The 23,171-nt window shown below is 63.8% G+C and carries 23 protein-coding genes; 14 read left to right on the forward strand and 9 right to left on the reverse strand.

Annotation, left to right across the window (positions count from 1 at the left end; all coding sequences use genetic code 11):
* Nucleotides 1-40 precede the first annotated feature (40 nt).
* Nucleotides 41-1,366 (forward strand): hypothetical protein, encoded by a 1,326-nt coding sequence (locus RUH75_RS07340; RefSeq protein WP_313803747.1) that lies wholly within the window; start codon nt 41-43, stop codon nt 1,364-1,366.
* 3 nt (nt 1,367-1,369) lie between these two features.
* Here RUH75_RS07340 and RUH75_RS07345 read toward each other — a convergent pair whose 3' ends face one another.
* From RUH75_RS07345 to RUH75_RS07365, 5 genes are all read right to left on the reverse strand, one after another.
* Complete coding sequence (locus RUH75_RS07345; RefSeq protein WP_313803750.1) at nt 1,370-2,599, reverse strand: lactonase family protein; 1,230 nt, start codon at nt 2,597-2,599, stop codon at nt 1,370-1,372.
* Entirely contained in the window at nt 2,599-3,087 is a 489-nt protein-coding gene (locus tag RUH75_RS07350; protein WP_313803753.1) for a DUF6644 family protein, read from the reverse strand. Before RUH75_RS07350 ends, RUH75_RS07345 begins: the two co-directional genes overlap by 1 nt.
* A 28-nt stretch (nt 3,088-3,115) precedes the next feature.
* On the reverse strand, nt 3,116-3,604 hold the full coding sequence (locus RUH75_RS07355) for a DUF6644 family protein (RefSeq protein WP_313803756.1): 489 nt from the start codon (nt 3,602-3,604) through the stop codon (nt 3,116-3,118).
* Nucleotides 3,605-3,749: 145 nt separating this feature from the next.
* Nucleotides 3,750-4,658, reverse strand: coding sequence for an intradiol ring-cleavage dioxygenase (locus tag RUH75_RS07360; RefSeq protein WP_313803759.1), 909 nt, complete (start codon nt 4,656-4,658; stop codon nt 3,750-3,752).
* 96 nt (nt 4,659-4,754) lie between these two features.
* Nucleotides 4,755-7,157, reverse strand: coding sequence for a TonB-dependent receptor (locus tag RUH75_RS07365; RefSeq protein ID WP_313803762.1), 2,403 nt, complete (start codon nt 7,155-7,157; stop codon nt 4,755-4,757).
* Nucleotides 7,158-7,340: 183 nt separating this feature from the next.
* Here RUH75_RS07365 and RUH75_RS07370 point away from each other — a divergent pair, with 183 nt between their 5' ends.
* From RUH75_RS07370 to RUH75_RS07380, 3 genes are all read left to right on the forward strand, one after another.
* Nucleotides 7,341-8,276 carry a LysR family transcriptional regulator gene (locus tag RUH75_RS07370; protein WP_313803764.1) on the forward strand — a complete coding sequence of 312 codons (936 nt, stop codon included), beginning with the start codon at nt 7,341-7,343 and terminating at the stop codon, nt 8,274-8,276.
* Between the two features lie 115 nt (nt 8,277-8,391).
* Nucleotides 8,392-9,531 carry an FAD-dependent monooxygenase gene (locus RUH75_RS07375; RefSeq protein WP_313803767.1) on the forward strand — a complete coding sequence of 380 codons (1,140 nt, stop codon included), beginning with the start codon at nt 8,392-8,394 and terminating at the stop codon, nt 9,529-9,531.
* Nucleotides 9,528-9,986 carry a VOC family protein gene (locus RUH75_RS07380; protein ID WP_313803770.1) on the forward strand — a complete coding sequence of 153 codons (459 nt, stop codon included), beginning with the start codon at nt 9,528-9,530 and terminating at the stop codon, nt 9,984-9,986. Before RUH75_RS07375 ends, RUH75_RS07380 begins: the two co-directional genes overlap by 4 nt.
* Before the next feature lie 15 nt (nt 9,987-10,001).
* On the opposite strand, the gene RUH75_RS07385 is transcribed toward RUH75_RS07380, so the two are convergent.
* Entirely contained in the window at nt 10,002-10,589 is a 588-nt protein-coding gene (locus RUH75_RS07385) for a carboxymuconolactone decarboxylase family protein (protein WP_313803773.1), read from the reverse strand.
* A 92-nt stretch (nt 10,590-10,681) separates the two neighbouring features.
* Here RUH75_RS07385 and RUH75_RS07390 point away from each other — a divergent pair, with 92 nt between their 5' ends.
* A complete protein-coding gene (locus RUH75_RS07390; protein WP_313803776.1) occupies nt 10,682-11,380 on the forward strand; it encodes a hypothetical protein in 699 nt (232 codons plus the stop codon).
* A 225-nt stretch (nt 11,381-11,605) separates the two neighbouring features.
* On the opposite strand, the gene RUH75_RS07395 is transcribed toward RUH75_RS07390, so the two are convergent.
* Entirely contained in the window at nt 11,606-12,142 is a 537-nt protein-coding gene (locus tag RUH75_RS07395) for a DUF4286 family protein (protein WP_313803779.1), read from the reverse strand.
* Nucleotides 12,135-13,121, reverse strand: a complete 987-nt coding sequence (locus tag RUH75_RS07400) for a fumarylacetoacetate hydrolase family protein (RefSeq protein WP_313803782.1) — start codon at nt 13,119-13,121, stop codon at nt 12,135-12,137. Before RUH75_RS07400 ends, RUH75_RS07395 begins: the two co-directional genes overlap by 8 nt.
* Before the next feature lie 162 nt (nt 13,122-13,283).
* Between RUH75_RS07400 and RUH75_RS07405 the strand changes: the two genes are divergently transcribed.
* The 7 genes from RUH75_RS07405 to RUH75_RS07435 are packed head-to-tail and all read left to right on the forward strand — an operon-like array spanning nt 13,284 to nt 19,583.
* Nucleotides 13,284-14,732, forward strand: coding sequence for an NAD-dependent succinate-semialdehyde dehydrogenase (locus tag RUH75_RS07405; protein ID WP_313803784.1), 1,449 nt, complete (start codon nt 13,284-13,286; stop codon nt 14,730-14,732).
* Between the two features lie 22 nt (nt 14,733-14,754).
* Nucleotides 14,755-15,528, forward strand: a complete 774-nt coding sequence (locus RUH75_RS07410; protein WP_313803786.1) for an SDR family oxidoreductase — start codon at nt 14,755-14,757, stop codon at nt 15,526-15,528.
* Between the two features lie 16 nt (nt 15,529-15,544).
* On the forward strand, nt 15,545-16,450 hold the full coding sequence (locus RUH75_RS07415; protein WP_313803788.1) for an amidohydrolase family protein: 906 nt from the start codon (nt 15,545-15,547) through the stop codon (nt 16,448-16,450).
* Nucleotides 16,440-17,021 (forward strand): cupin domain-containing protein, encoded by a 582-nt coding sequence (locus RUH75_RS07420; protein WP_313803790.1) that lies wholly within the window; start codon nt 16,440-16,442, stop codon nt 17,019-17,021. Before RUH75_RS07415 ends, RUH75_RS07420 begins: the two co-directional genes overlap by 11 nt.
* A gap of 23 nt (nt 17,022-17,044) precedes the next feature.
* Nucleotides 17,045-17,884, forward strand: a complete 840-nt coding sequence (locus RUH75_RS07425; protein WP_313803792.1) for an acetoacetate decarboxylase family protein — start codon at nt 17,045-17,047, stop codon at nt 17,882-17,884.
* A gap of 5 nt (nt 17,885-17,889) precedes the next feature.
* Nucleotides 17,890-18,960, forward strand: a complete 1,071-nt coding sequence (locus tag RUH75_RS07430) for an amidohydrolase family protein (RefSeq protein ID WP_313803795.1) — start codon at nt 17,890-17,892, stop codon at nt 18,958-18,960.
* Between the two features lie 20 nt (nt 18,961-18,980).
* Nucleotides 18,981-19,583: a nuclear transport factor 2 family protein gene (locus tag RUH75_RS07435; protein WP_313803798.1), complete on the forward strand. Its 603-nt coding sequence runs from the start codon at nt 18,981-18,983 to the stop codon at nt 19,581-19,583.
* A gap of 43 nt (nt 19,584-19,626) precedes the next feature.
* On the opposite strand, the gene RUH75_RS07440 is transcribed toward RUH75_RS07435, so the two are convergent.
* Nucleotides 19,627-20,874, reverse strand: coding sequence for an MFS transporter (locus RUH75_RS07440; RefSeq protein WP_313803801.1), 1,248 nt, complete (start codon nt 20,872-20,874; stop codon nt 19,627-19,629).
* Between the two features lie 215 nt (nt 20,875-21,089).
* Here RUH75_RS07440 and RUH75_RS07445 point away from each other — a divergent pair, with 215 nt between their 5' ends.
* Together RUH75_RS07445 and hisD are read left to right on the forward strand one after the other, a co-directional pair.
* The gene (locus tag RUH75_RS07445; RefSeq protein ID WP_313803804.1) at nt 21,090-22,121 is read left to right on the forward strand and encodes a VOC family protein; all 1,032 of its coding nucleotides are present in this window, start codon (nt 21,090-21,092) and stop codon (nt 22,119-22,121) included.
* 19 nt (nt 22,122-22,140) lie between these two features.
* Nucleotides 22,141-23,171 (forward strand): histidinol dehydrogenase (gene hisD, locus RUH75_RS07450; protein WP_313803807.1); only part of this gene is annotated, 1,031 nt, incomplete at its 3' end.

Here is a 23,171-nt window from a genome sequence, read left to right on the forward strand (position 1 = left end):
CGGGCGGTGATTATTCGGAAATAGAATGGAGATGGGAGATTTGATCGACCACGGGGACGCGCTGCGCCAACAGGCCAGATTGCTGCGCGATGGCCAGCATCTGGGCAAATCGGCGGCGCTGATCGGCCTGTTCGATTATCTTGTCGGCACATCGCTGGAGGGGCGCGCGCCCAAGGAGATCGAGGTCGCCTCCGCCGCCTTCGGGCGGGGCGATGAATTCGACGCGATGCAGGATTCGTCGGTTCGCGTCTATGCGCACCGCCTGCGCAAGCGGCTGGCCGATTTCTATCAGGCCGAAGGCGCGGCCCAACCCTATCGCCTGACCTTGTCCAAGGGCGAATATCGTTTGATTGCAGAGCCTCAGCAGCAGGCGGAGGAAGCGCTGCCCCCTTCCAGGACGGCGGCTTCCGCGCTGGCGGCCGGTTCGGGCTGGCCGGTCATTGCGCTTTCCAGCGGCATTACCGTGCTGGTCTGCGCGGTGCTGGGCGTCCTGGCCTGGTTGAGTTGGTGGCGGCCCGATGCGGCCGATCGCGATCTGGCGGCCCTGCGCGAGAGTGCCTTATGGGCGCCGGTGCTGGAGCCGGACAAGCCGGTCGTCGTGGTGCTGGGCGATTATTATCTGTTCGGTGAAAATGCTCATGACGGCGTGCCGAACCGGCTGGTGCGCGAATTTTCGGTCAATTCGCGCTACGATCTCGATGATCGGATCATGCAGGAGCCGGCGTTGAAGGATCGCTATCGCGACCTTGGCCTGCGTTATTATCCGATCGGCGTGGCGAGCGCGCTGCGTGACATATTGCCCGTGCTGCGGACCGACGGGCGGAAGGAAAGGCCGGTGCGCGTCGTGCCGGTGTCCGACCTGACGCCGGACATGCTGCGGATCAGCAATATCGTCTATCTCGGCTATTTCAGCGGATTGCGCGGTCTTCGCGATCCGCTGTTCAACGGGTCGCGTTTCCGGGTCGGGGACAGCTATGACGAGTTGGTCGATGCTCGCGACGGCAAGGTCCATGTCGCGACATCGGCCGATGCCGGAAGCGGCAACGGCCCCCGGCAGGATTATGGCTATGTCGCGGCCTTTCCGGGGCCGAATGGCAATCGGGTGGTGGTGATCGCGGGCACCCGCGACGCGGCACTGATGCAGGTGGCCGACTATGCCGGGCATGATGCGCCGACGCGCGCCATGCTGGACAAGGTGAAAGGCGCCAGAGGGTTCGAGGCGCTGTTCCAGGTCGACAGTTTCGGTAATCAGAACCTAAGCGGCAAGATGCTGTCGGCCACGCCGATGAATGTCGACCAGATCTGGCGCGACCGGGTGCCGCAATATTTCCCGGATGATGACCGGCCCCAGCCGCTCAACTGGTGAACGTCAGACCAATGTGAGGCAGGTCGGGCAGGGGGTGGCGAGCAACTGGCCGCTGTCGCTCAGTGCGCCGCTGCGCGGGTCGATCGCGAAAATCTGGGTGCTGCTGTCCGACTGATTGGCGACGATCAGCCAGCCGCCGCTGGGGTCGATCAGGAAATGCCAGGAAACCGGGGAGCGCAGCATCGTCCAGCCCTGCGGAGCGAGGCGGCCGTCCGTCTGGTCGATGCCGTAGATGGCGATGCTGCCATGGCCGCGATTATTGACATAGGCGAAGCGGCCGGAGGGGTGGATGGCGACATGGGCGGGCTTGTTGGCGCCGTTCGTGCCTGCGGGCAGGGTGGGGAGTTGCTGCATCGCCTCCAACGCGCCTGCCCGTGCATCCCAGCGCCAGGCGGTGATGGTCGATCCCTCCTCGTTGGCGCTGTAGAGAAAACGCCCGTCGGGCGCGAAGGCGATATGGCGGGGGCCGGAGCCATGGCGGTCATGCGCTTCGCCATGCGGGATGAGCGTGCCGGTCTGGGCGTCGAAGCGCAGGATGACGCAGCTGTCCGTGCTCATCTGCGTGGCGATGGCGAAACGCTCGTCGGGGGAGAGAAGCGCCATGTGCGGACGCAGGCGATCGGTGGCGCCGGTCTGTCGCGCGCCGCCGGCGATGGCGCCGGGCGCGGTGGGCGGACTGTCCTTCGCGGGGATCGCGCCTATGGGTTTGCCGATCACGCTGACCAGCGATTGCAGGCCGCCATCGGGGCGCAGGGAGAAGCTGACGATATTGTCGGAATCGAAATTGGTGGTGACCATGAAGCGGCCGGACCGGCTGACCGCGCCCTGGGTCGGGATGCCGCCGCCCGAGGGCAGATGGTTGATTTCGATGAGACGGCCTTGCTCGATCGCGAAGGCGGTCAGCCGGTGCTGCCCCTGTTCGATCGGCAAGCGGCTCGACCCGGCATAGAGGATGCGCCGGTTGGGGTGCAGGATCAGATTGGCGGGATTGGGGGTGTGGGCGGCAAGTTCGACGGGTCCTGCGCGGCCCGAGCGGCTGTCGAAGGGAAAGCTGTATATCCCCTCGCTCACCATGTCGGGCGGGCCGAAATTGCCGCTTTTGGGCTCGTTCGGTCCCCAGCTGTAGCTGCCGGTGAAAATGCGGTGGAGCCGGCCTTTTGCCTGTGCCATGGCGGGGACCAGCGCCGCCGCTCCGGCTCCGGCCAGAAGGGTGCGCCGGTCCCACTCCAGCATCAGACGAAGCCGATCCAGCGGCCGAAAAAGACCACGCCGACCCAGAAGGTCAGCGACATGGTGCCCGCGATCCGCGCGGCGCCGGGCGTGGGCAGCTGGTTGTTCCAGTGATGGACGCTGCGATAGGCGGACAGGTGGAAAATCGCCATGTTGATGCCCGCCAGCAGCAGCAGCAGCATCTTCACGCGGAAGGGGATATTGTCGAAATAGCGCGTCGCCGCCGACGCGAACATCAGCAGGCCGCTGCACAAAGCGAGTCCAAAGGCGCCCCATGTCCAGGGCAGCGTTTCATTGGCGAGTTCGATCACCCCCTGATCGCGTCGCGACACGCCCAGCAGGCGCAGGTCGAGCATCGCGATGGAGCCGACCACCAGCACGATGGCGATGACGTGGATGACTTCGATGGCGGGGAACAGCCAGGGGGATTCAGCGATCGCCACGGCGAAGGGTGCTGCCTCCAGCGCGGCGAGCATGTCGATAAGGGCCATTTTTTGACTCCGGAAGGGCTGGCGCGCGTCAGGCGTAGGCGATCCAGCGTCCGCAAAAGACGATGGCCAGCCAGAGCATGAGCGAGAAAAGGGCAATGAGGCGGATCAGCTGGCGCTTGCCCGCATCATGCTCGCGGAAGGGGCGGTCCTCGATCATGCGCTGGAGCGGCAGGGTCAGCAGGACGACGGCCAGCAGCATCGTCATCTTGTACCAGAAAAAGGGATTGAGCAGTTCGCGCGCCGGTTCCCCGACGATCATCAGGCATCCGGTGATCAGCAGGACCGGCAGCGCGCGCCACAGCCATGGCAGGAAGCGGTGCGCCATGTCCCGCACCGACTGGTGATGGCCGATCAGGCCCGCGAGGCGCAGGTTGAGCATGGCGATCGACGACATGACCGCCGCGATGGCCAGGATGTGGATGCTCTGAATGGTGGGAATGACCCATTCATGACTTTGTATCGCAAGGCTGACGGGGGTCGCCGCCAGCCTGTCTGCCCATGCTGCCATGTTGGCCATGACGCTCTCCTCAAAATTCTTCCGGGCCTGTACGGACCGTTCATCATGGTCCTATGATGGGAGGGCAACAGCGCGCAAGTGATAATTCATTTAAGCGCTAATTATAACGTCGCGCAACGTTATGCCTGCCCCTGTAACCTGACGATCAGCCCCTATTTCCAGCGCGTCTTGCGGACGATTTCCAGCCTTCCGGGAGTGGGGGCTTCTGCGCCTTGGGACGGTCGAGCGCGGCCTTGGAAGGGACGAGCGACGCGATCCGATCCGTGCCGGTCGGCGGAGCGCCGGGTTCCGGCACGCACAGGGCAGGCGCGGGCGGACAGGGCATTTGTTCCGCAGCAGCCGGGGTAGCGCGGGGATCGACGCCATAGGTGATGGTGGCGACATAGCGGTCCAGTTCTTCCTTCACCTGCGCCACCATGGCACGGCTGCCCGCCTCCATGATCCAGTCGGTGACGTTGATCGTGTCGCGGACCGCCGCGCGCGTATAGCCTGGCACATGGGTGTAGACATATTCGTTGATCGCGTCGGGGAAGAACATCTGCGCGGTGAGGCGCGTGCGCCCGCCAATATAGATTTTGAAATGCACATGGGTGGTGCGCCCGCGATACCAGCCGGGGAAGATCGAACTGAAGACGACCCAGCCGTCCGCGTCGGTCATCTGCGTGCCGCGCAGGAAGGTCTGGCCGGGCGTCGCGACCTTCAGATCGTCGCCCTGGTTGGGGAAGTTGGAATAGATGCCGAGCGCGTCCGCCTGCCAGCAATCGACCCGTGCGTCCGCGACCGGGCGGCAGGAGGCGTCGACCACGCGCACGCGCATTTCCAGGGGAATGCCCTGCCTGCCTTCGGTAATGTCGCGGCGGACGATCTGCTCGTCCACATAATAGGGGCCGTCCACCACATCGGGGGTGATCCGGCAGACGTCCTCGCCGGGCACGCTGGCGGCGGTCGCGGCCCTGGGGGCGGCGGCCAGCATCACGGCGGTTGCCGCTGCGCTCCCCGCGCCGATGCCCGTCAGCATGGCGCGACGGTTGAGGCCATGGGTCATGTCCGTCATATAATCTCCTGATTTTTATGGATTCAGCGCCGCGCTCGATCGGGAGGACGGAGGAACGGTTCGAATATTTTCCTCATGCGGAAAGCCCTGTTGATTTCAGAAATGCGCCGAGAGCCGCACGCCCCATGTCCGGGGCGGGTCGAGCGTGGCGGAGCGGTGGCCCAGCGGATTGCTGCTGGGACGGAAGAAGGTGCCAAGCGCGGTCTGTCCGCTGGAGCCGACGCCGACCACTGCTTCATTGGTGACGTTGCGGACAAAGGCTTGCAGCGACCAGGCGTCGTTCGGGGCATTATAGGTGAGGTCGAGGTCGGTCTTGACATAGGCGTCGCGAATGTCGCCCCTGGTCAGCAAGGCGGGATCGATGATGCGAAGCCGCGCGCTGCTTTCGAAATGGGCGTGGACACCGGCGCTGACATTGCCACCATTGGCAAGGTCGAAGCGGTGATTATAGCCGCCGCTGATCGACCATTTGGGCAGGTTGATGCGCGGCAGATCATATTGCGGCGTCAGTGCGCTGCTATTGACGGTGGCGACCGGTGGCGTCTGGTCATATTTGCCTCTGGCATAAAGGATGTCGAGGCTCAGGCGATCGTTGCGCGTCACCGCCGCCTGCAAGTCCAGTTCCGCGCCATGGAGATTGCCGTCGAAATTGGACGGATAGCTGGTCTGGCCGATGGCGATGCCGTTCAGATAATAAAGCTGCAACTGACTGATCTGCTGGTTCTTGTAGCGCCAGTAGAAGGCGGACCAATTGGCTTGCAGGCGGCCGTCGAAGAAGCGGTTCTTGGAGCCGACTTCATAGGCGGTCAGCTTTTCGGGCTTATAATCATTCTGCGTGCCGACGGTGAAGCCGCCCGCGCGGAAGCCGGTGCGCACGGTGGCGTAAAGCATCGATCCGGGGCGCGGGTCGAATTCCAGTCCCGCCTTCCAGCTCAGATTATTTTCCTTGTAACGGCCGCTATTGGCGACGACGCAGAAGTTGGACGGGAAATAATATTGGCCGTCATAAAGGATCGGATTGGCGGGCGTCGCGCCGGTGGTGCAGGTGCCGCCGGCCGCGCGGATCGTCGCCACGTCGCTGGTCGAAAGGCCGCTGGCGGTGGTGTAGCCGTCCTGCGACTTCTTCTCATGGGTATAGCGCAGGCCGCCGGTCAGGCGCAGGCTGTCGGTCAGCGACCAGGTCGCGTCGGCAAAGGCGGCGGCATTGTCGTCCACCAGATTGGGCGTGCGCAGGATCGCATAGCCGGTGCTTTGCAGATTGTTGAGGAAGGCGTCCTGATGTTCGTGGAACAGGAAGCCGCCGACCACCCAGCGCAGCGGGCCGTTGCCGTCGGAGGCGAGGCGCGCTTCCAGCGAAGTCTGGTCCGCCTTGGTCAGGTTGGAGAAGTTGAGGCCGTTGGAATAGGTGAAATAGTCGATTTTCGTGTGGACCCAAGCCGGCTGGATCGTAAGCGTGCCGATGCCGGTGCGCCAGCGGATCTCCGACGACAGGATGATCTGGTCGGCATTGTTGCGGCCGTCCGTGCCATAGACCGAGTTGCTGCCATAGCCGGTCGCGCCGGTGTTGGTGAAGCCCTGCGGATTGCTGACTGAATTGACGCCGCCCACGCTGGTCGCTGCGAAGCTGGGGCAAAGCAACTGATTGCCGCACGTCCCCGCCGCGCCCAGGCCGAACCAGGGATTGTCCGGATCGATCCATTGCTGATCGCTGCCCAGATAATAGCGCCAGGTGCTGTAGGGGCCGCGCGCGCGGTTGAAATAGGCGTCCGCGAACAACAGGACCGACAGGTCGGACGAGGGTTCGAACAACAGGCTGCCGCGCAGGCCATAATTGTTCGCATCGTCCAGCCCGTTGGTGAAATAGCCGTCATGCCGCGTCGTCTGGAAGGCGAGGCGGCTCGACAATGTGTCGTTGATGGGCAGGTTGAAATGACCGCTGGTGTTCACCGTATCGTAGTTGCCGACCGTGATGCTGAGCGCGCCTTCACGTTTCTGTGTCGGGCGCGCCGGGATCAGGTTGATCGCGCCGACCGTCGCGTTGCGGCCGTACAGCGTGCCCTGGGGTCCTTTCAGGACTTCGACGCGTTCCAGATCATAATAGGAGGACGAGGCCGAGGTCTGACGCGCGAGCGGGACGCCGCCATAGTTGAACCCCATCACCGCGTCGGAATATTGCGTGCCGGAGCCACTGGCGAGGCCGTAAAGCCCGATATAGGCGTTGGGATTGGCGACCGTCATCTTCAGGCCCGGCACTGAGTCCAGCATGGTGCGGCTGTCGCCGATGCCGCGATTGCCCAGCGCTTCCGCGCCCAGCACGGTGACGTTCAGCGCCGATTTCTGGATGGAGGTTTCGCGCCGCTCGGCGGTGACGATGATGTCCGCGACAGCGAAATTATCGCCTGTCTGATTTGCCCGATCTTGCGCAATCACGGCATTTGCGCCGCCCAGCGTCGCGCCCAGACACGCGGTGGTGATCAACAGGATCTTTCGATACGGCATGCCCTCATACTCCCCTATTGCCTCTATTTTCGTGGATTATGCGCAAGGATTTCGTCCCTGTGCTAGGCGCGCGGATGCATAACAGCCAGTCGCTGAACTGCAGAGCCCATTGCTTTTAATAAAATTAGCGTGTAGGTGAATTTATCACGAAAGAGCCGGATCGGGCCGCACGCAGGAGAGCATATGGATTTTGAGCGCTGGAAGCTTTTCCTCCTCGTCAGCGAGATGGGCAGCCTGTCGAAGGCGGCGGTCATACTGAACCGGCCGCAGCCGGTCATCAGCCGCCATATCAATGCGCTGGAGGCGCAATGCGGGTGCAGCCTGTTCTACCGCACAGGGCGTGGCGTCGCGCTGACCGAAGTGGGCGAAGCCATATTGCCCCGCGTGCGCGCCATGGTGGAGGAAGCCGCCCAGATCATGCTGGATATCAAGGGGCAGGCCGGCGTGCCGGTAGGGCGCGTCAGCGTCGGGCTGCTGCCTTCGCTGCGCATCGCCGCGGAGTTCGCGGCGGAGGCGGCGCGGCTGTTTCCCGGCGTCGAACTGCACCTTACTGAAGCGACCGGCGGGCAACTGGCCGAACAGGTGGCGACGGGGCGCGTCGACCTGGCCTTCGTATTGCGGGAGCCGGGCACCGTGGGGCCATCGGAGGAGGCGCTGCTGCGCCTGCCGCTCTGTCTGGCGGGGCCGGCCGGGGATGGGCTGGCGTCGCGCGATACCGTCCCTTTTCGCGATCTGGCCGAGCTGCCGCTGGTGATGGCCAAGCCACCCAACCCACTGCGCATGCTGGTCGAACATCATGCGCGCCGACAGGATGTGCCGCTGCGTTTCGCGACGCAGGCCGACACGCTGATGATGCAGAAGGCGCTGGTCGGCGCGGGCATGGGATGGACGGTCACCAGCCGCATGGCGGTGCGGCAGGAGGTGGGCAATGGCGAATTGGTGGCCGCCAATATCGCCGATCCCGCGCTGGAACTGCTGCTCGTGCTGGTCCGTTCCAACCAGCGGCCCGCGACGCTGGCCATCCGCAAGATCGCGCGGTTGCTGTCCGATCTGGTCCGGCGCCTGCCCGACACCGACGGCGAGGATGCCCCGCCTGCCTATCTGCCGGTGGCTGCCTGATCCCAAGCGCTGTTGCTAAGGCTGATATACGGGTACGAGGCTGTGACACGCCGCCATGCTTGCTACTGCTGGTGTCAACGCCCATGGGGCGAGACAAGAGTGGATATGGTGAGCGATGCGCAAGGATCTTCCGGTTTTAATCGTGGGCGGCGGCATGGGCGGCATGGCCTGCGCCATCGCCCTGCATCGGGCGGGCGTGACGACCGAGATCGTCGAGATCGATCCCAGCTGGAACGCGCTGGGGGCGGGATTGACGCTGAACGGCGGAGCCTTGCGCGCCTTCGCGCAGCTGGGATTGCTGGACGCGGTTAGGCAAGCGGGTTTTGCCTCGGTCGGGCCGGCGCGGACCTGCGATGCGGACGGCACGGTGCTGGCGGAGGGGAGCACCGCGCCGCTCTTTGGCGAGGATATCCCCAATATGGGCGGCATATTGCGGCCGCGCCTGCATGAAGTGATGCGCGATGCGGTGCGCGACGCCGGGATCAGGGTAAGGACCGGCGTGACGGTCGAGGCTCTGGCGGAGATTGGGGAGGAGGCGGGCGATCACGTCATCGTGACGACCAGCGACGGCGTGCAGGCGCCGCATCGCTTCGTCATTGGCGCCGATGGGTTGTTTTCGCGGGTGCGGGGCATGATCTTCCCCGGCAGCCCGCGGCCCAAATTCACCGGTCAGGGCTGCTGGCGCGCTGTGGTGTCGCGTCCGGCCGATGTCACCGCCACCTGGGTCTATTCCGGGCAGGGCGCCAAGGCAGGCTTCAACCCGATTTCCGACGATCTCATGTATGTCTACCTGCTGGAAACGGCGCTCGGCAATCCGTGGATGCCGCAGGAACAATGGCTGGCCATATTGCGCGCGAAGCTGGGGCAGTTCGGCGGTCATTTCGCGGGCATCGTCGCGGAACTGGATGATCATGCGCTGATCAACTATCGCCCGCTGGAGGTCGTGCTCCAGCCGCCGCCATGGCATAAGGGGCATGTGCTGCTGGTCGGTGATGCCGCCCACGCGACGACGCCGCATGTCGGCTATGGCGCGGGCATGGCGATCGAGGATGCGGTGGTGCTGGGCGAGATGATCGGGCGGTTCGAAGATAGCGAGGTGCTGTTTTCGGCCTTTACCGAGCGGCGCTATGAGCGGTGCCGGACGATATTGGAGGGGTCGGTTGCCATTGGCGAACTGGAAATGGCGCTCGCTCCGATTGCGGAGCAGCGCGAATTGAGCGCGAAGCTGGGGGCGGTGATCCGGCAGGCCATATGACAGGGGATGGGGAAATGAACGGTCAGGAAATCTGGTTCCACCATGTCGGCGTCAGCGTGGCGGACATGGATGCCTCCATCGACTGGTGGGAAGCCATGTTGGGTTTCACCCTTCAGCGGCGTTATCATCTCGCCTCCATCCCGGCGGAGATCGCGGTGCTGGGCAATGGCGCGCTGCATGTCGAGTTGCTGAAGGTGCCCGATCCCAGGGCGGCGGATATCGAACGGCGGGTGCCGGACGATGACCTTTTGACCTGTGGCAACAAGCATGTCGCCTTTTCCGTGGCCGATGTGCGGGCGACGATCGGGCGGTTGAGGGCGCGCGGCGCGGACGTGGTCTGGCTGAAGGAACTGCCCGACGGGCGCGCGGCCAGCTTCATCCGCGACAATGAGGGCAATCTGATCGAGTTCGTGCAATTTCCCAGGACGGAAGAGGCGGTCGGGGTTATTCCCTGACCGCTTTTTCAGCTTCTAAAATGGGATGGCGAAGGCTTCTCCCGGCGCGGGCGTCCGCGCCATGTTCAGCATCATCGCCAGCAGGGCGTAATAGCCGCAGATTCCCGATAGTTCGACCACGCCCTTTTCCCCCAGCAGCGACAGCGCCTCTGCATAGAGCGCGTCCCCGACAAAATGATCCCGATGGAGAGCGAGGCAGAAATCATGCACGATGCGTTCATCCGCCGCTGCGCTATCGGGCATCCTGCCCTCCGCAAGCGCGGCGATGGCGGGGATGGCGACCCCGGCCCTGGCCGCGAGCGGGGCGTGGACATGCCATTCATAGGCCTGCTGCCAGAAGCGCGCGGTGACGATGATCGCCCATTCGCGCAACCGTTCGGGGATGGAGCATTGATAGCGGAGAAATTCGCCCAGTTTCTGTGCGCGGTCCATCAATTGCGGGCTGCGCATCATGGGCACGAAGGGGCCGCGCACCTCGCCGCGGGGGGACGCGATCAGGGCGGCGGCGGCTTCGCGCTGCCCGGCGTCATAATCTGCCGGATTCTGCCGGGGCAGGCGGTCGGGGCCTGCCGGAATGTCGAGCGGGGGAAAGATGCCAGTCATGAAGCCTCAATATTTATTGCTGAGCCTAATATCCTGTTGCAGCGCCATGCCAATGCTGGCTAGGGCGGTATATCGGTTATGAGGGATGGATGATGGCGAAGAAAGGCGAACCGGCAAAGGCCGGAGCTGTGGTGCGAAGCCGGGGTCGGCCGCGTACCGCCTCCACGGGAGAAGGCGGCGCGGATCATGCGGTCGGGCGTGAAGGCCTGATCGACGCCACGATCGAATTGCTGAAGCACCAGCCGCCCTCCGCGATCACCCCGGTGGTGGTGGCGCGGGCGGTGGGCGTGCATCCCTCGCTGATCCGCTATTATTTCAAGAACCGGGCGACGCTGCTGGTGGCCGTGGCGGAGCGGGTGACGGAGCGGTTCGGCAAGCAGGTCGAACTGGCCGCCGAGCAGTCGGACGGCAGCCCGCGCAGCCGCCTTTGCGCGCGGATCGGCGCGCTGATCGACCTCAATGCGACCTTTCCCTTCTTCCACCAGTTGATCGTGTCGGAAATCGCGACCTCGGATGATCCGGCCGCGCAGGAGATGATCGCGAAATTCACCAATCGCGGGCAGGGCGCCTATGGCGCCATCTTGCGGGCGGGACTGGTCGACGGCAGTTTTCGGGGGATGGACCCGGGGCTGCTCTATGTCGTGGTGATCGGCATGGCGGAGTTCTTCGTGTCGGCGCGGCGCCAGCTCGAAGTCGCGCAGGGTGCGCCGATCGACGAGGAAGAATTGCGCGCGGTCTACAAGACGTTCGTTTGCGATCTGGTGTTGAATGGAGTGACGAAGCGGGATTAAGCCGGATCGCCATTCGGTGCGATGTAAGCGCCTTGACGGCGGGCATGGGTGGATTGCGGACCGTCTCCTTTTCGTCACCCCGGGCTTGACCCGGGGTCCCGCTACCTTTTCAGGCGCGCTCCGAAAAGAAAAGCGGGACCCCGGATCAAGTCCGGGGTGACGAGGAATAATCGTCCACAAATGGCCACCACCGGACAAATCCTTCAGAGCCGCCTCGCGCCTCTCTCAACGGGCAAGCGGACGAAACACGCCTCTGCCTGCTGCGGGGAACCAGCTTTCCTTCTCCAGTTCCGCTCGCCATGCGGTCGATCGGGCGAAGGCGCGTTCGCGCGAGGCCATCACCGAAATGTCGCGTAGTTCGTGAAAGGCCATGCTGGTCCATTGCGGTCCGCCGCCATGCGACTGGACGCGATAGCGGCGTGCGCGGAGCCAGCCATCGGCCTTCATCAAAAGGTCGATATGTTCCTCATCATACCAGTGATCGACCTCCGCCGCGCGATCGGCGGGCACGTTGAAGGCGACCAGCATGATGACGCCGAACGGTTCCGATGCGGGGCCGGTGTCGCTGACCTGTTCCAGCCGGTAGTGGGCGCCGCCGGCGGGTGTCGCGGGCAGTTGGCCGTCATGGCGAAGCAGGGCCAGTTCCTCCTCCCCCTCGACCGACCGGAGCGGCCAGCCGCCCGTCGCGTCGAACAGCGCGCGCGCCTCCCTGTCGGTCAGGCCGGGTGCCCAGGGCCAGCGGCTGAAGACGGCGTCAGCCATTTTGCGCGCCCTCGGTCGGCAGTTCATAGCCGTGGAGCACGGTTTCGGGCTTATGGCGCTTCACCGCGTCATGATGGGTCGATCCCTCGCCCATATAGACGCCGCGTTCCCATGTCCGCTTCAGCGGGTCGCTGACCTTGACCGAAAATTCGCCGATGCCGTGAATTTTGATGGTCAATGTCTCGCCGTCCTGAATGAAGCCCAATCCTTCATGATTGGTGCCGCAGGCGACGATATCGCCAGAGTTCATTGTCATGATCGTGGTGATGAACTCGACGATTTCGGGCACCGGATGCTCCATATCGTCGGTGATGTAATTGTGGCGAAGTTGATCATCGTTCCAGAACTGGACCCACAGGTTGTTCGGATTCTCGATCTCATCCGCTGTTACGATGCAGGGTCCGATCGGCGCGAATGTGTCGAAGCTCTTGCCCATCCAGCTATTGTTGCGCCATGTCCGGCGACCGCTTTCGCGTGCGGTGATATCCATGAAGCAGGTATAGCCGAAGATCGCGTCGCGCCAATTGGCTTGGCTGACCTTCCTGGACGGTCCCTTGAAGACCAGGCCCAGTTCAGCTTCGTGCATGAAGGCATAGGGTTCCTGATAATCGGGCAGTTCGACTGTGTCGCCCGGCCCGATGACGGCATCGGCATTTTTCAGGAACATGTTGAGCGGGCGGGCTTCGCGCTGGGCATGTTCCCAATAATTGGCGATGCAGTTGGCGATCTTGCCGGGGCGCGGCAGTGGTGGGAGCAGGCGAATGGAGTCGAGCGGCAAGGCGGGCGCCGACTCGATCAGTGCTTCGAGCGCGGGCTTCAGCGTGGCATAGGCGTCGATCAGGCCGGTCATGATCTGCTGCGGCGCCGGGGCGCCGGGCACGACCGAAGAGGCGTCGATCACGCCCTTCTCCGTCAACAGGCCGGCGCGCGCATCGGATGCTGGCGCATCGATCATGGGGGTGAACAGTACAAGTTTCATGCGATCCTCCTCTGGTTGATCGCGCGCTCGGCGCCATCATAATTATCGGATAAGAGAATTAATGCCGAACGGTCAAGCGGGCGTGTTGACAATTATCTTATGCGCTAATATTCGATCGGCATCGAGACGGCGATCGCCGTAATTCCCTGATGGAGAGGATCTATGGCTGACATGCCGGCCTATCGCAGCGTTTCCCTTCTGATCGATGGCGCATGGTCGCCTGCCGCTAGCGGCCGGACGCTCAGCGTCGTCAATCCCGCCACGGGTGAGCCGATCGGTACTGTCGCTCATGCCGGGATCGATGATCTGGACCGTGCCCTCGCGGCCGCGGAAAAGGGGTTGGCGGCATGGCGCAAGGTGTCGCCGCTGGAGCGCGCCAGGGTGCTGAACGGCGCCGCCCGGCTGTTGCGCGAGCGGTCCGAGGATATCGCGATCCAGATGGTGCTGGAACAGGGCAAGATGATAGGCGAAGCGCGCGGCGAGGTGGAGCGCGCCGCAGAGGCCTGCGACTGGATGGCGGGCGAGGCGCAGCGCGTCTATGGCCGCGTCATTCCGGGCCGCGCTGGCAATATCACCAATCTGGTGCTGCGCGAGCCGGTTGGCATCGTCGCGGCGTTCACGCCGTGGAATTTCCCTGTCAACCAGATCGTCCGCAAGGTGGCGGGCGCGCTGGCGGCGGGTTGCTCGCTGGTGGTGAAGGGGCCGGAAGAGGCGCCGGGCAGCTGCGCCGAGCTGGTGCGCGCCTTTGTCGATGCGGGCGCGCCGGCCGGGTCGGTCAATCTGGTTTACGGCACGCCAGCGGAGATTTCCGAATATCTGGTGCCGCATCCGCTGGTGCGCAAGATCAGCTTCACCGGGTCAACCGTGGTCGGCAAGCATCTCGCCGCGCTGGCGGGCAAGCATATGAAGCTGACGACGATGGAACTGGGCGGCCATGCGCCGGTGCTGGTGTTCAGGGATGCCGATCCGGTCGCGACGGCCAGGGCGCTGGTCGGCAACAAGTTCCGTAATGCCGGGCAGAGCTGCGTCAATCCGACCCGCTTCCTGATCGAGGGCGATGCCTATGAGCCGTTCGCGGCGACCTTCATCGAGGCGGCGGCGGCGCTGAAGCCGGGCGGGGGGCTTGATCCCGCGACGACCACCGGGCCGCTCGCCAATATCCGCCGGGTCGAGGCGATGGAGCGGCTGACCGCCGATGCTCTGGAAAAGGGTGCCAGGCTCCGCACCGGCGGCAAGCGGATCGGCAATGCGGGCTTCTTCTTCGAGCCGACCGTGTTCACGGATGTCCCGACCAGCGCGGCGCTGATGAATGAGGAACCCTTCGGCCCGATCGCGATGATCAACCGCTTCGATGATCGCGAGGCGGCCTATGCCGAGGCCAATCGCCTGCCTTACGGGCTGTCGGCCTATGCCTTCACCACATCCTCGCTGACGGCCAAGGAGGTGATCGAGAAGGTGGAGAGCGCCATGATCTCCTTCAACCATTTTGGCCTCGGCCATCCCGAAACGCCCTTCGGCGGGATGAAGGATTCGGGTTATGGGTTCGAAGGTGGGTCGGAGGCGATTGAGCCTTATTTGCAGACCCGCTTCATGACCATGGCCGATCTTTGATCGCGGCATAGGGGAGGACAAGATGGCAGGCCGTCTGGAAGGCAAGATCGCGCTCGTCACCGGCATCGGGGCGGGCATCGGGCAGGGGATCGCGTTGCGGTTCGCGCGGGAAGGGGCGACCGTCGTGGGTTGCGACATTTCGGCGAAATGGGCGGATGCGACGGTCGAGTTGGCCCGTGCCGAAGGGCTGGCGTTCGAGAGCGTCCATCCCATAGACCTCACCAAGCCGGAAGATGTGAAGCGCTATATCGATTTTGCGGGCGAGAAACATGGCCGCATCGACATTCTGGTGAATGCCGCCGCCATCGCGCCGCACATGGCCCCGGTCGCGACCATGGATTATGAGGAGGAATGGATTCCGACCCTGGTGGGCGAGGTCGATCTCGTGTTCCTGGCAGTGAAGGCGGCCTGGCCGTGGATGATCAAGGTAGGTGGCGGGTCGATCGTCAACTTCTCCTCGGTCAATGCCGGGCGTGGCTCGGTGAACACCGGCATGATTGCCCATTGCGCGGGCAAGGCGGCGGTGGAGGCGATGAGCCGTCAGATCGCCATAGAAGGCGGCGCGCACGGCATCCGTTGCAACACCATCGCGCCGGGCATGGTGCAGACGGCGGCGACGGCGGCGGCGGGCACCAGCAGCGGCGCGGTGGCGGAGCGCATCCTGCAACGCCTGCTCATCAAGCGCCTCGGCAAGCCGGAGGATATCGCCAACGCCGCGCTGTTCCTCGCCTCGGACGAATCGACCTGGGTGACGGGGGCGAATTTCGCCATTGATGGCGGCGTGATGGCGGCCTGATCCCATGCCTGCTTCCATGTCTGCGCCTATGCTGACGCCTTTGCCGCCGCCGCATGCCAATCCGCATGGGGCGACCGACTGGACCGTTCCCGTGGGGGCGTGCGACAGCCATTGCCATATTTTCGGGCCGGCCGCGCGCTTTCCCTATCTGCCGGGGCGGGCCTACGAACCGGCGGAAACGCCGCTGGAGCGCTATCGGCAGATGACGCGCGCGCTGGGCCTGTCGCGGGCGGTGTTCGTGCAGCCCGCGGCATATGGCACCGATCACAACGCCATGCTGGATGCGCTGGAGCGGGGGCAGGGGGCCTATCGCGGGGTCGGGATCGTCGATGACAGTCTGTCCCATGACGATCTGGCGGCGATGGACCGGGCAGGCTTTCGCGGGGCGCGGTTCAATTGTGTCGGGCATCTGGGTACGCGGCCGGGCCATGATGCGATATTGCGCGTGCTGGACCGGGTGGGGCCAATGGGCTGGCATCTGGTCTTTCATGTCGATGCGGCCTCAATGAAGGAGGAAGCGGCTTTCCTTGCCGATCTGCCCTGCCCGGTGGTGATCGATCATATGGCGCGGCTGGATGCGGGCTATGGGCTGGACCAGCCAGCGTTCCAGATGCTGCTGCATCTGGTGATGCTGCCGCATGTCTGGATCAAGATTTCGGCAGCGGATCGCATGACGCAGGCGGCGACATTGAACGACGCCGCGCCGTTCATGCGGACGCTGGCCAATGCCGCGCCGGACCGGACCCTGTGGGGAACGGACTGGCCGCATCCCAATAGTCGCTGGATGCCCGATGATGGCGACCTGCTCGACCTGCTGGCTGCCGCCGTGCCGGAGCTGGGCCGTCGCAACGCCATTTTGGTTGACAATCCGGCCCTGCTTTACGGTTTCGACCGATCTGCGGAGACAATTGATGAGCAATGAAGCAAGTCCTGAGCGCCGACCCGCCCGCCGGGTGGTGACCGGGCATGACGGCCACGGCAAGTCCATCATCCTGTCGGACGGCACGCCGCCCAATATCCGCGACCGCGGCACCGGCGTCGATTTCATCGAGATATGGAATACGCAAAGCGTTCCGGCCATCCTGACCGCCGACGAACCGGAACCGACCGACGGCCCGCTGATCACGCCGCCGCCGGAAGGGGGCACGAAAATCCGCTTCAACGACTTCTTTCCCGGCCATATCGACAGGCTGCCGCCGCGCGCCGATGGGCGGCACAAGATGATGCATCGGACGAAATCGGTCGATTACGGCATCGTGCTGGAAGGCGAAATCTGGATGATCCTGGACGACAGCGAGGTGCTGCTGACGCCCGGCACCGTCGTCGTCCAGCGCGGCACCGACCATGCGTGGGAAAACCGATCCGACAAGCCGTGCCGCATGGCCTTCATATTGGTGTCGGGCGAGTTCAGCGAGGAACTGCGCATCACGCTGCCCGAAAATCTCGAAATTCGCACTGGCGCCGTGTTCAACGACACGCCTGTCGGCGCCTGAAAACCGTTCAGAGAGGACATTCCATGGCTTTCCCCCGCGAACCCGGCAAATTTTACCGCATGCCGGTCTTTTTCGGCCCCAATCCCTGTCCGCGCTGGACGCCCGAAGGCGTGCCGCAGGATTTCGCGCGGGAGCCGGTGCGTTCGACCCTCGGCACCCGCTATCTGACCGATGGGGTGGCGCTGGAGGCTGTGCTGCCCGAAGGGTTTCGCCTGTGGGGCGATCCCGTCGTCACGGTCGAGGCCATCTACATGACCGGCTTTTCCTGGCTGGCGGGCGGCGGCTATAATATGTTCGACGTCAAGGTGCCCGTGATCTACGCCAGCCAGACGGAGGGCGATGTCCATGGCACGCTGCTGATGGCGCGTTGGGAAAGCCTGTCCGATCCCATCACCACCGGGCGCGAGGAACTGGGCCATAACAAGCTGTTCTGCGACATTCCGGAGGTCAGCGACTTCAACGGTCGCCATCACACCAGCATGAGCTGGCGCGGCTTCCCCTTCGCCAAGCTGTGGGCGGAGGATCTGGTGGAAACGGATGCCCCGGCGGGCAATCCGCAGAACCGGGGGTTGCTGTCGTGGAAATATATCCCGGCGACGCCCCGTCCCGGCAAGAAATGGGGCGAGGAGGCTGACGCCAACTATGCCACGCTGACTCCTCCGGCCTGGAGCGGGGTCAAGACGACCCGCTATCTCGCGGGCAAGGGCGGCGTGGAATGGGCGCGCCCCACCTTCGAGCAGCTGCCGACGCAATATACCATCGTCAACGGCTTCGCCGCCTTCCCGATCCGGGAATCGCTGGGGGCCTATCTGTTCTGGATGACAGGCGGTGCGTCGGGCGACGACACCTATCGGCTGGACTGATCGCCGTGGTCGCCGGTCCAGGGGATGTGCCCGCCTCGCTGCCCTCGCCCCGGATCGTCGGGGCGGATGGCAAGCCGCTGCTGACCATCGACATCCACGCCCACGCCATGTTCCCGGCGGTCGAGAAATTGACGGCCGAGCGGCCCGAACGGGCGGGAGAGGAAGAGTTCCGCATCCGCACCATGGGGCAGGAGACGGTCGATTATAATCGTGAGGTTATGATTCCAAATTGCTTCCCCCGGCTGACGCAGGTGGGAAAGCGGCTGGCCGATATGGATGCGATGGGCGTCGACGTGCAGGTCGTCAGCCCGTCGCCGAACCAATATCATTATTGGGCGCCGGAAGACTTGGCCGAGCAACTGGTGCGCATCCAGAATGAGGCGTTGGCGGAACTGTGCGCGCAGGCGCCCGACCGGCTGTTGGCGCTGGGCGCTGTGGCGCCGCAGCATCCGAAACTGGCGGTGGAGCAGTTGCGTCAGGCGGTGAAAACACTCGGCTTCAAGGGTGTAGAGATCAGCTCGATCATCGACGGCAAGGACCTGTCGGACCGCAGCCTCGATCCCTTCTGGCGGGCGGCGGAGGAACTGGGGGCGCTCATCTTCATCCACCCGATGGGCTGCTCGCTGGATGAGCGGCTGGAGCCGGCCTATCTGTCCAACCATGTCGGCCAGCCGGTGGAACATGCGGTGGCGCTGTCGCACCTGATCTTCGGCGGGGTGCTGGATCGGCATCCGGGGCTGAAGATCGTGGCGGCCCATGGTGGCGGCTATCTGCCCGCGCATATGGGCCGTGCCGATCATGCCTGGGCGCAGCGCCCGGATGCCTGCACCTGCCGGCACAAGCCCAGCAGCTATTTATCGAAGCTGCATTTCGACAGCCTTCTGTTCGAGCCGCGCGATCTTGCGCTGCTGATCGAGCGGGTGGGGATCGGCAATGTCGTCATCGGCACCGATTACCCGTTCGACATGGGCCATTATGACATAAACGGGCTGGTTGCGGCGTTGCCGGGCCTGTCCGATGCCGACCGGCAGGCGCTGCTCAGTGGCAATCTGTTGCGGTTGCTGGGCATCAACTGAATATTCACGCAGGAGGGAATATGGACGATCGTCGTCGCGCGCTATTGTTCACGGCCATAGCGGGGGCGGCGGCTGTGCCGTTTCCTGGCTCTGGCCCTTCCGCGGCGGCAGAAAATAAGGCCAGCGAGCCACGTCAGGGATGGGCGCACAAGGACGGCGCCGTTGCCATGCGTGCGCCCTCGAAAGTCGCGGCCCTTGCCAATCCGATGGACTATCTGCTGATCCATGAAGCGTTCGCCCGTTATGGCATGGCGCATGATGAGTTGCGGTTCGATATACTGTCCGAACTGTTCACGGATGAGGCGGTGCTGGAGGTCGCCAAGGGCAATGGCAAGCCTTTCCAGACGGTGAAGAGTGGCAAGGCGATCGTCGCCAACTTCGCCAATGTCCTGTCGCAGCAGCAGGATCAGCGGCGGCATTGCTTCAGCAACATATTGATTGAGGAACTGACCGCCGATCGCGCCCTGGCGATTGCCTATGGGCTGGTGTCGGTGGCGGCGGACGGGCTGATATTGGGCGCGACCGTGATCTATCGGGTGGAGTTGCGCAAGGCGGGTCACTGGCGCTTTTCGCGGCTGTTCATCGGCATGGATGACTATACGACGTCCGCGCCCAAGGTTTGATGCGAAAGGGGCCGGAGCTGTTCCCCAGCTCCGGCCTCTTTCCTTAATGCCCCCGTCGGCTGGCGTAGACGAAGGGCTTGAGGCTGGCGATGCACAGGACCGAAATGCAGATCGCGCCCCCGGCCAGATATCGGCCCATCGCATAGCTGCCCGTCTGATCGCGGATCACGCCGAGCAGGATTAGGCCCGTGCCATTGCCCACTGCCGACGCCGCAAAGGTCATGCCGTAAATCGCGCCGAATGCCTTGAGCCCGAAATAGCGCGAGACGAGATAGGCGTTCTGCCCCACCTCGCCCCCCAGACCCAGCCCCATCAGCAGCGCGCCGGGCAGCAGCAGGCGCAGGTCGTTCTGCGTATGCACGGTGATGACGCCGATCGCGGCGCTGATGAAATAGGGCAGGATGACGCGCGGCGTGTTGAAGCGGTCGACGATGAAGCCGGCGGAAAATTCGCCCGCGACCACGCCCATGAAGACGAAGCTCATCACCGTCGTCGCCGTGCTGAGCGGCAGGCCGCGCTCGGTCAGCATCGGCACGGCATGCTGCATCGTGCCGAGCAGCGCCATGGAGCCGAACATGATGGCGAAGAAGACGAGGTAGAAGACGGGCTGGCGCAGCGCCTGCCCGCGCGTCACGCCGATCTGGTCGATCGGAGAGGGGATGCCGTCGGGCACGCCTTCCTCGCTCACATGCTGGGGCAAGGGCTTGCCGGGCGCGCGGACCAGCATCCAGAGCAGCGGAAAGCCGAAGCACAGGATGATGAGCGAAATGCCAAGATAGCCGCCCTGCCAGCCATGGGCCGTGATCAGCCAAGCCGAAACCTTGGGCATGATCGTCTGGCTCGCGCCCGCGCCAAGCGCCACGCAGAGGCCGAGGACCAGCCCGCGATTGCGGTCGAACCACATGGAAATGACCTTGGCATAGCCGACCGAGCTGGTCATCGTCGCGCCCACGGTGAGCAGTGCCTGAAGCAGAATGAACTGCCACAGATGCGCCATGCCGCTCAAAAGCGCGAAGGCGAGCGCGAAGATCAGCGCGCCCGGCAGGATGACCATGCGGACCCCGAACCGGTCCATCGCCCGTCCTGCAAAGGGCAGCAGCGAAGCGTTGAACCACAGCGCCAGCGCCAGCACGAAGGAAATATTCGTCCGCGACGTGTGAAGCGCTTGCGGAAGGACATTGAGGAAATTGCTGTTGGTCGCCGCGATCATCGCGTTGGGGCCGACGATGAAGCCGATCCATGCCCCCAGCGCCGCCATCACCGATGCCCGGGTGAATTCTTTTCTGGCCATCCTCATCCTTCCCTTCGGCCGCTTCGCCGTCCTGCCCCTTAAACGGGCGAAGGTGTCGCTGCCACAATGACGCTGCCTTCAAAAGCGTCATCTGGCGTATATCTGAATAATTATCTCATACGATAATATTTTCTTGCCAAGCCAGGATGCCGGTTTCATCTGATGCTCATTCACCGGGCAAGTGTCCGACAGGGAATTTGGGAGTAAGGCCCGCGATGGCGATTTTGGGAATAGAAAGTGTCGTCTACGGCGTGGAGGACGTGGAACTCTGCAACCGTTTTTGGGACGATTATGGCTTGATCCGGGGTGAGGGGCCGGCAGACGGCAGCGTGTGGGAATTTGCCAGCGGATCGCGCCTGATCATGCGGCCGACCGACGATCCGGATCTGCCGCCTGCCTATTTTCCGGGGTCAGGCGTGCGCGAGATGTTTCTGGGCGTCGATACGGCAGAAAATCTGGAGGCATTGGTTGTGCGTGTCGCGGTGGACCGGGAAGTGCGGCGCGATGCCGACGGCACGGCGCATTTCCTCGACCCCGACGGCAATCCCATCGGGCTGCGCGTGTGGAACAAGCGACCGGTCTTATGTCGGCCCGATCCGGTCAATGCGCCCGACCATATCCAGCGGTTGAACCAGCATCGCAAGTGGCGTGCGCGGGCCCGGCCCAAGACGATCAATCATATCGTGTATTTTTCCGACGATTATGTCGCGGCCTATGAATTCTATCGCGACCGGTTAGGTTTCCGGATGAGCGATCATAGCAAGGCGAACGGTATCTTCGCGCGTGCTGACGGCACCTATGAACATCATACCATCTTCTGGCTCACCACCCAGCATAAGGGGACGAAGGGCAAGCGCGGATATGCCCATATCGCCTTCGGTCTGGAGGATATCGACGAGGTGATGGTCGGCGCCAATTATATGCAGGACAAGGGTTGGTCGCATGAACGGCCATTTGCTGCCGCGCTGAATCGGCATCGCATATCGTCGGCCATGTATTATTACTTCCCCTGTCCGGCGGGCGGCGATGCCGAATATCATGCGGATACAGATTATCTGGACGATGGCTGGGTACCGCGCGTCTGGGAGATGATGTTCGGTGCCGCGCTCTGGCAGACGGATTCGCCGGGCTTCTTTGGCGACAGGGGAATCACCTGGGACGTTGCCATGGACCCGAAGGAGGCGTCGCTGGAGGCGTTTCGTGACTTCGGCAAGGAACCTGGCGGCAATAGCGGCGGCATTTACTGAGTTTCGGAGTGGAAGAGACATGGCGAAATATTTGAAGCGCGGCGCGACCGCAGAGGCGAAGGCTGAGGTGAACCGTCAGGTTCGCGACACGGTTGAAGGCATATTGGCGGATATCGAGAAGCGCGGCGACGATGCGGTTCGCGAACTGTCGGTGAAGTTCGACAAATGGGATCGCGACAGCTACCGGCTGAGCGATACCGAAATCCAGGCCTGTATCGACATGCTGTCGCCGCAAGACATGAAGGATATCGAGTTCGCCCAGACCCAGGTTCGAAACTTCGCGCAAATCCAGCGGGACTCGATGAAGGATGTCGAGGTCGAAACCTTGCCCGGCGTCGTGCTGGGTCATCGGAATCTGCCCTTGAGCGCGGCCGGCTGCTATGTACCCGGCGGCAAATATCCGCTGCTTGCCTCCGCCCACATGTCGGTGATCACGGCCAAGGTCGCGGGCGTGCCGCGCGTCGTCACCTGCGCGCCGCCTTTCAATGGCAGGCCCGCTCCCGCGATCGTCGCGGCGCAGGCGATGGCGGGCGCTGATGAAATCTACTGCCTGGGCGGTGTTCAGGCGGTCGCGGCCATGGGCCTTGGCACCCAGTCGATCGCCCCGGTCGACATATTGGTCGGCCCAGGCAACGCCTTTGTTGCGGAGGCCAAGCGCCAGCTTTATGGACGGGTGGGCATCGACCTGTTCGCCGGTCCGACCGAGACGCTGGTCATCGCTGATGAAATCGGCTGTGATGGCGAATTGGCGGCGACCGATCTGCTGGGACAGGCGGAACATGGTCCGGACAGCCCTGCGGTGCTTTTGACCACGTCGAAGAAGCTGGCGCGCGACACCATGGAATGGGTGGAAAAGCTGCTGGAAATCCTGCCGACCGCGGACCATGCCCGCAAGGCGTGGGAAGCCTATGGCGAGGTGATCGTCGCGGAGAGCGATGAGGAAATGGTGCGCATCGCCGACGATCTTGCGTCCGAGCATGTTCAGGTCATGACCGCCGATCCCGATTATTTCCTCAAGAACATGACCAATTATGGCGCGTTGTTCCTGGG

The sequence above is a fragment of the Sphingobium sp. genome, assembly GCF_032153725.1.
Classification (GTDB): domain Bacteria; phylum Pseudomonadota; class Alphaproteobacteria; order Sphingomonadales; family Sphingomonadaceae; genus Sphingobium.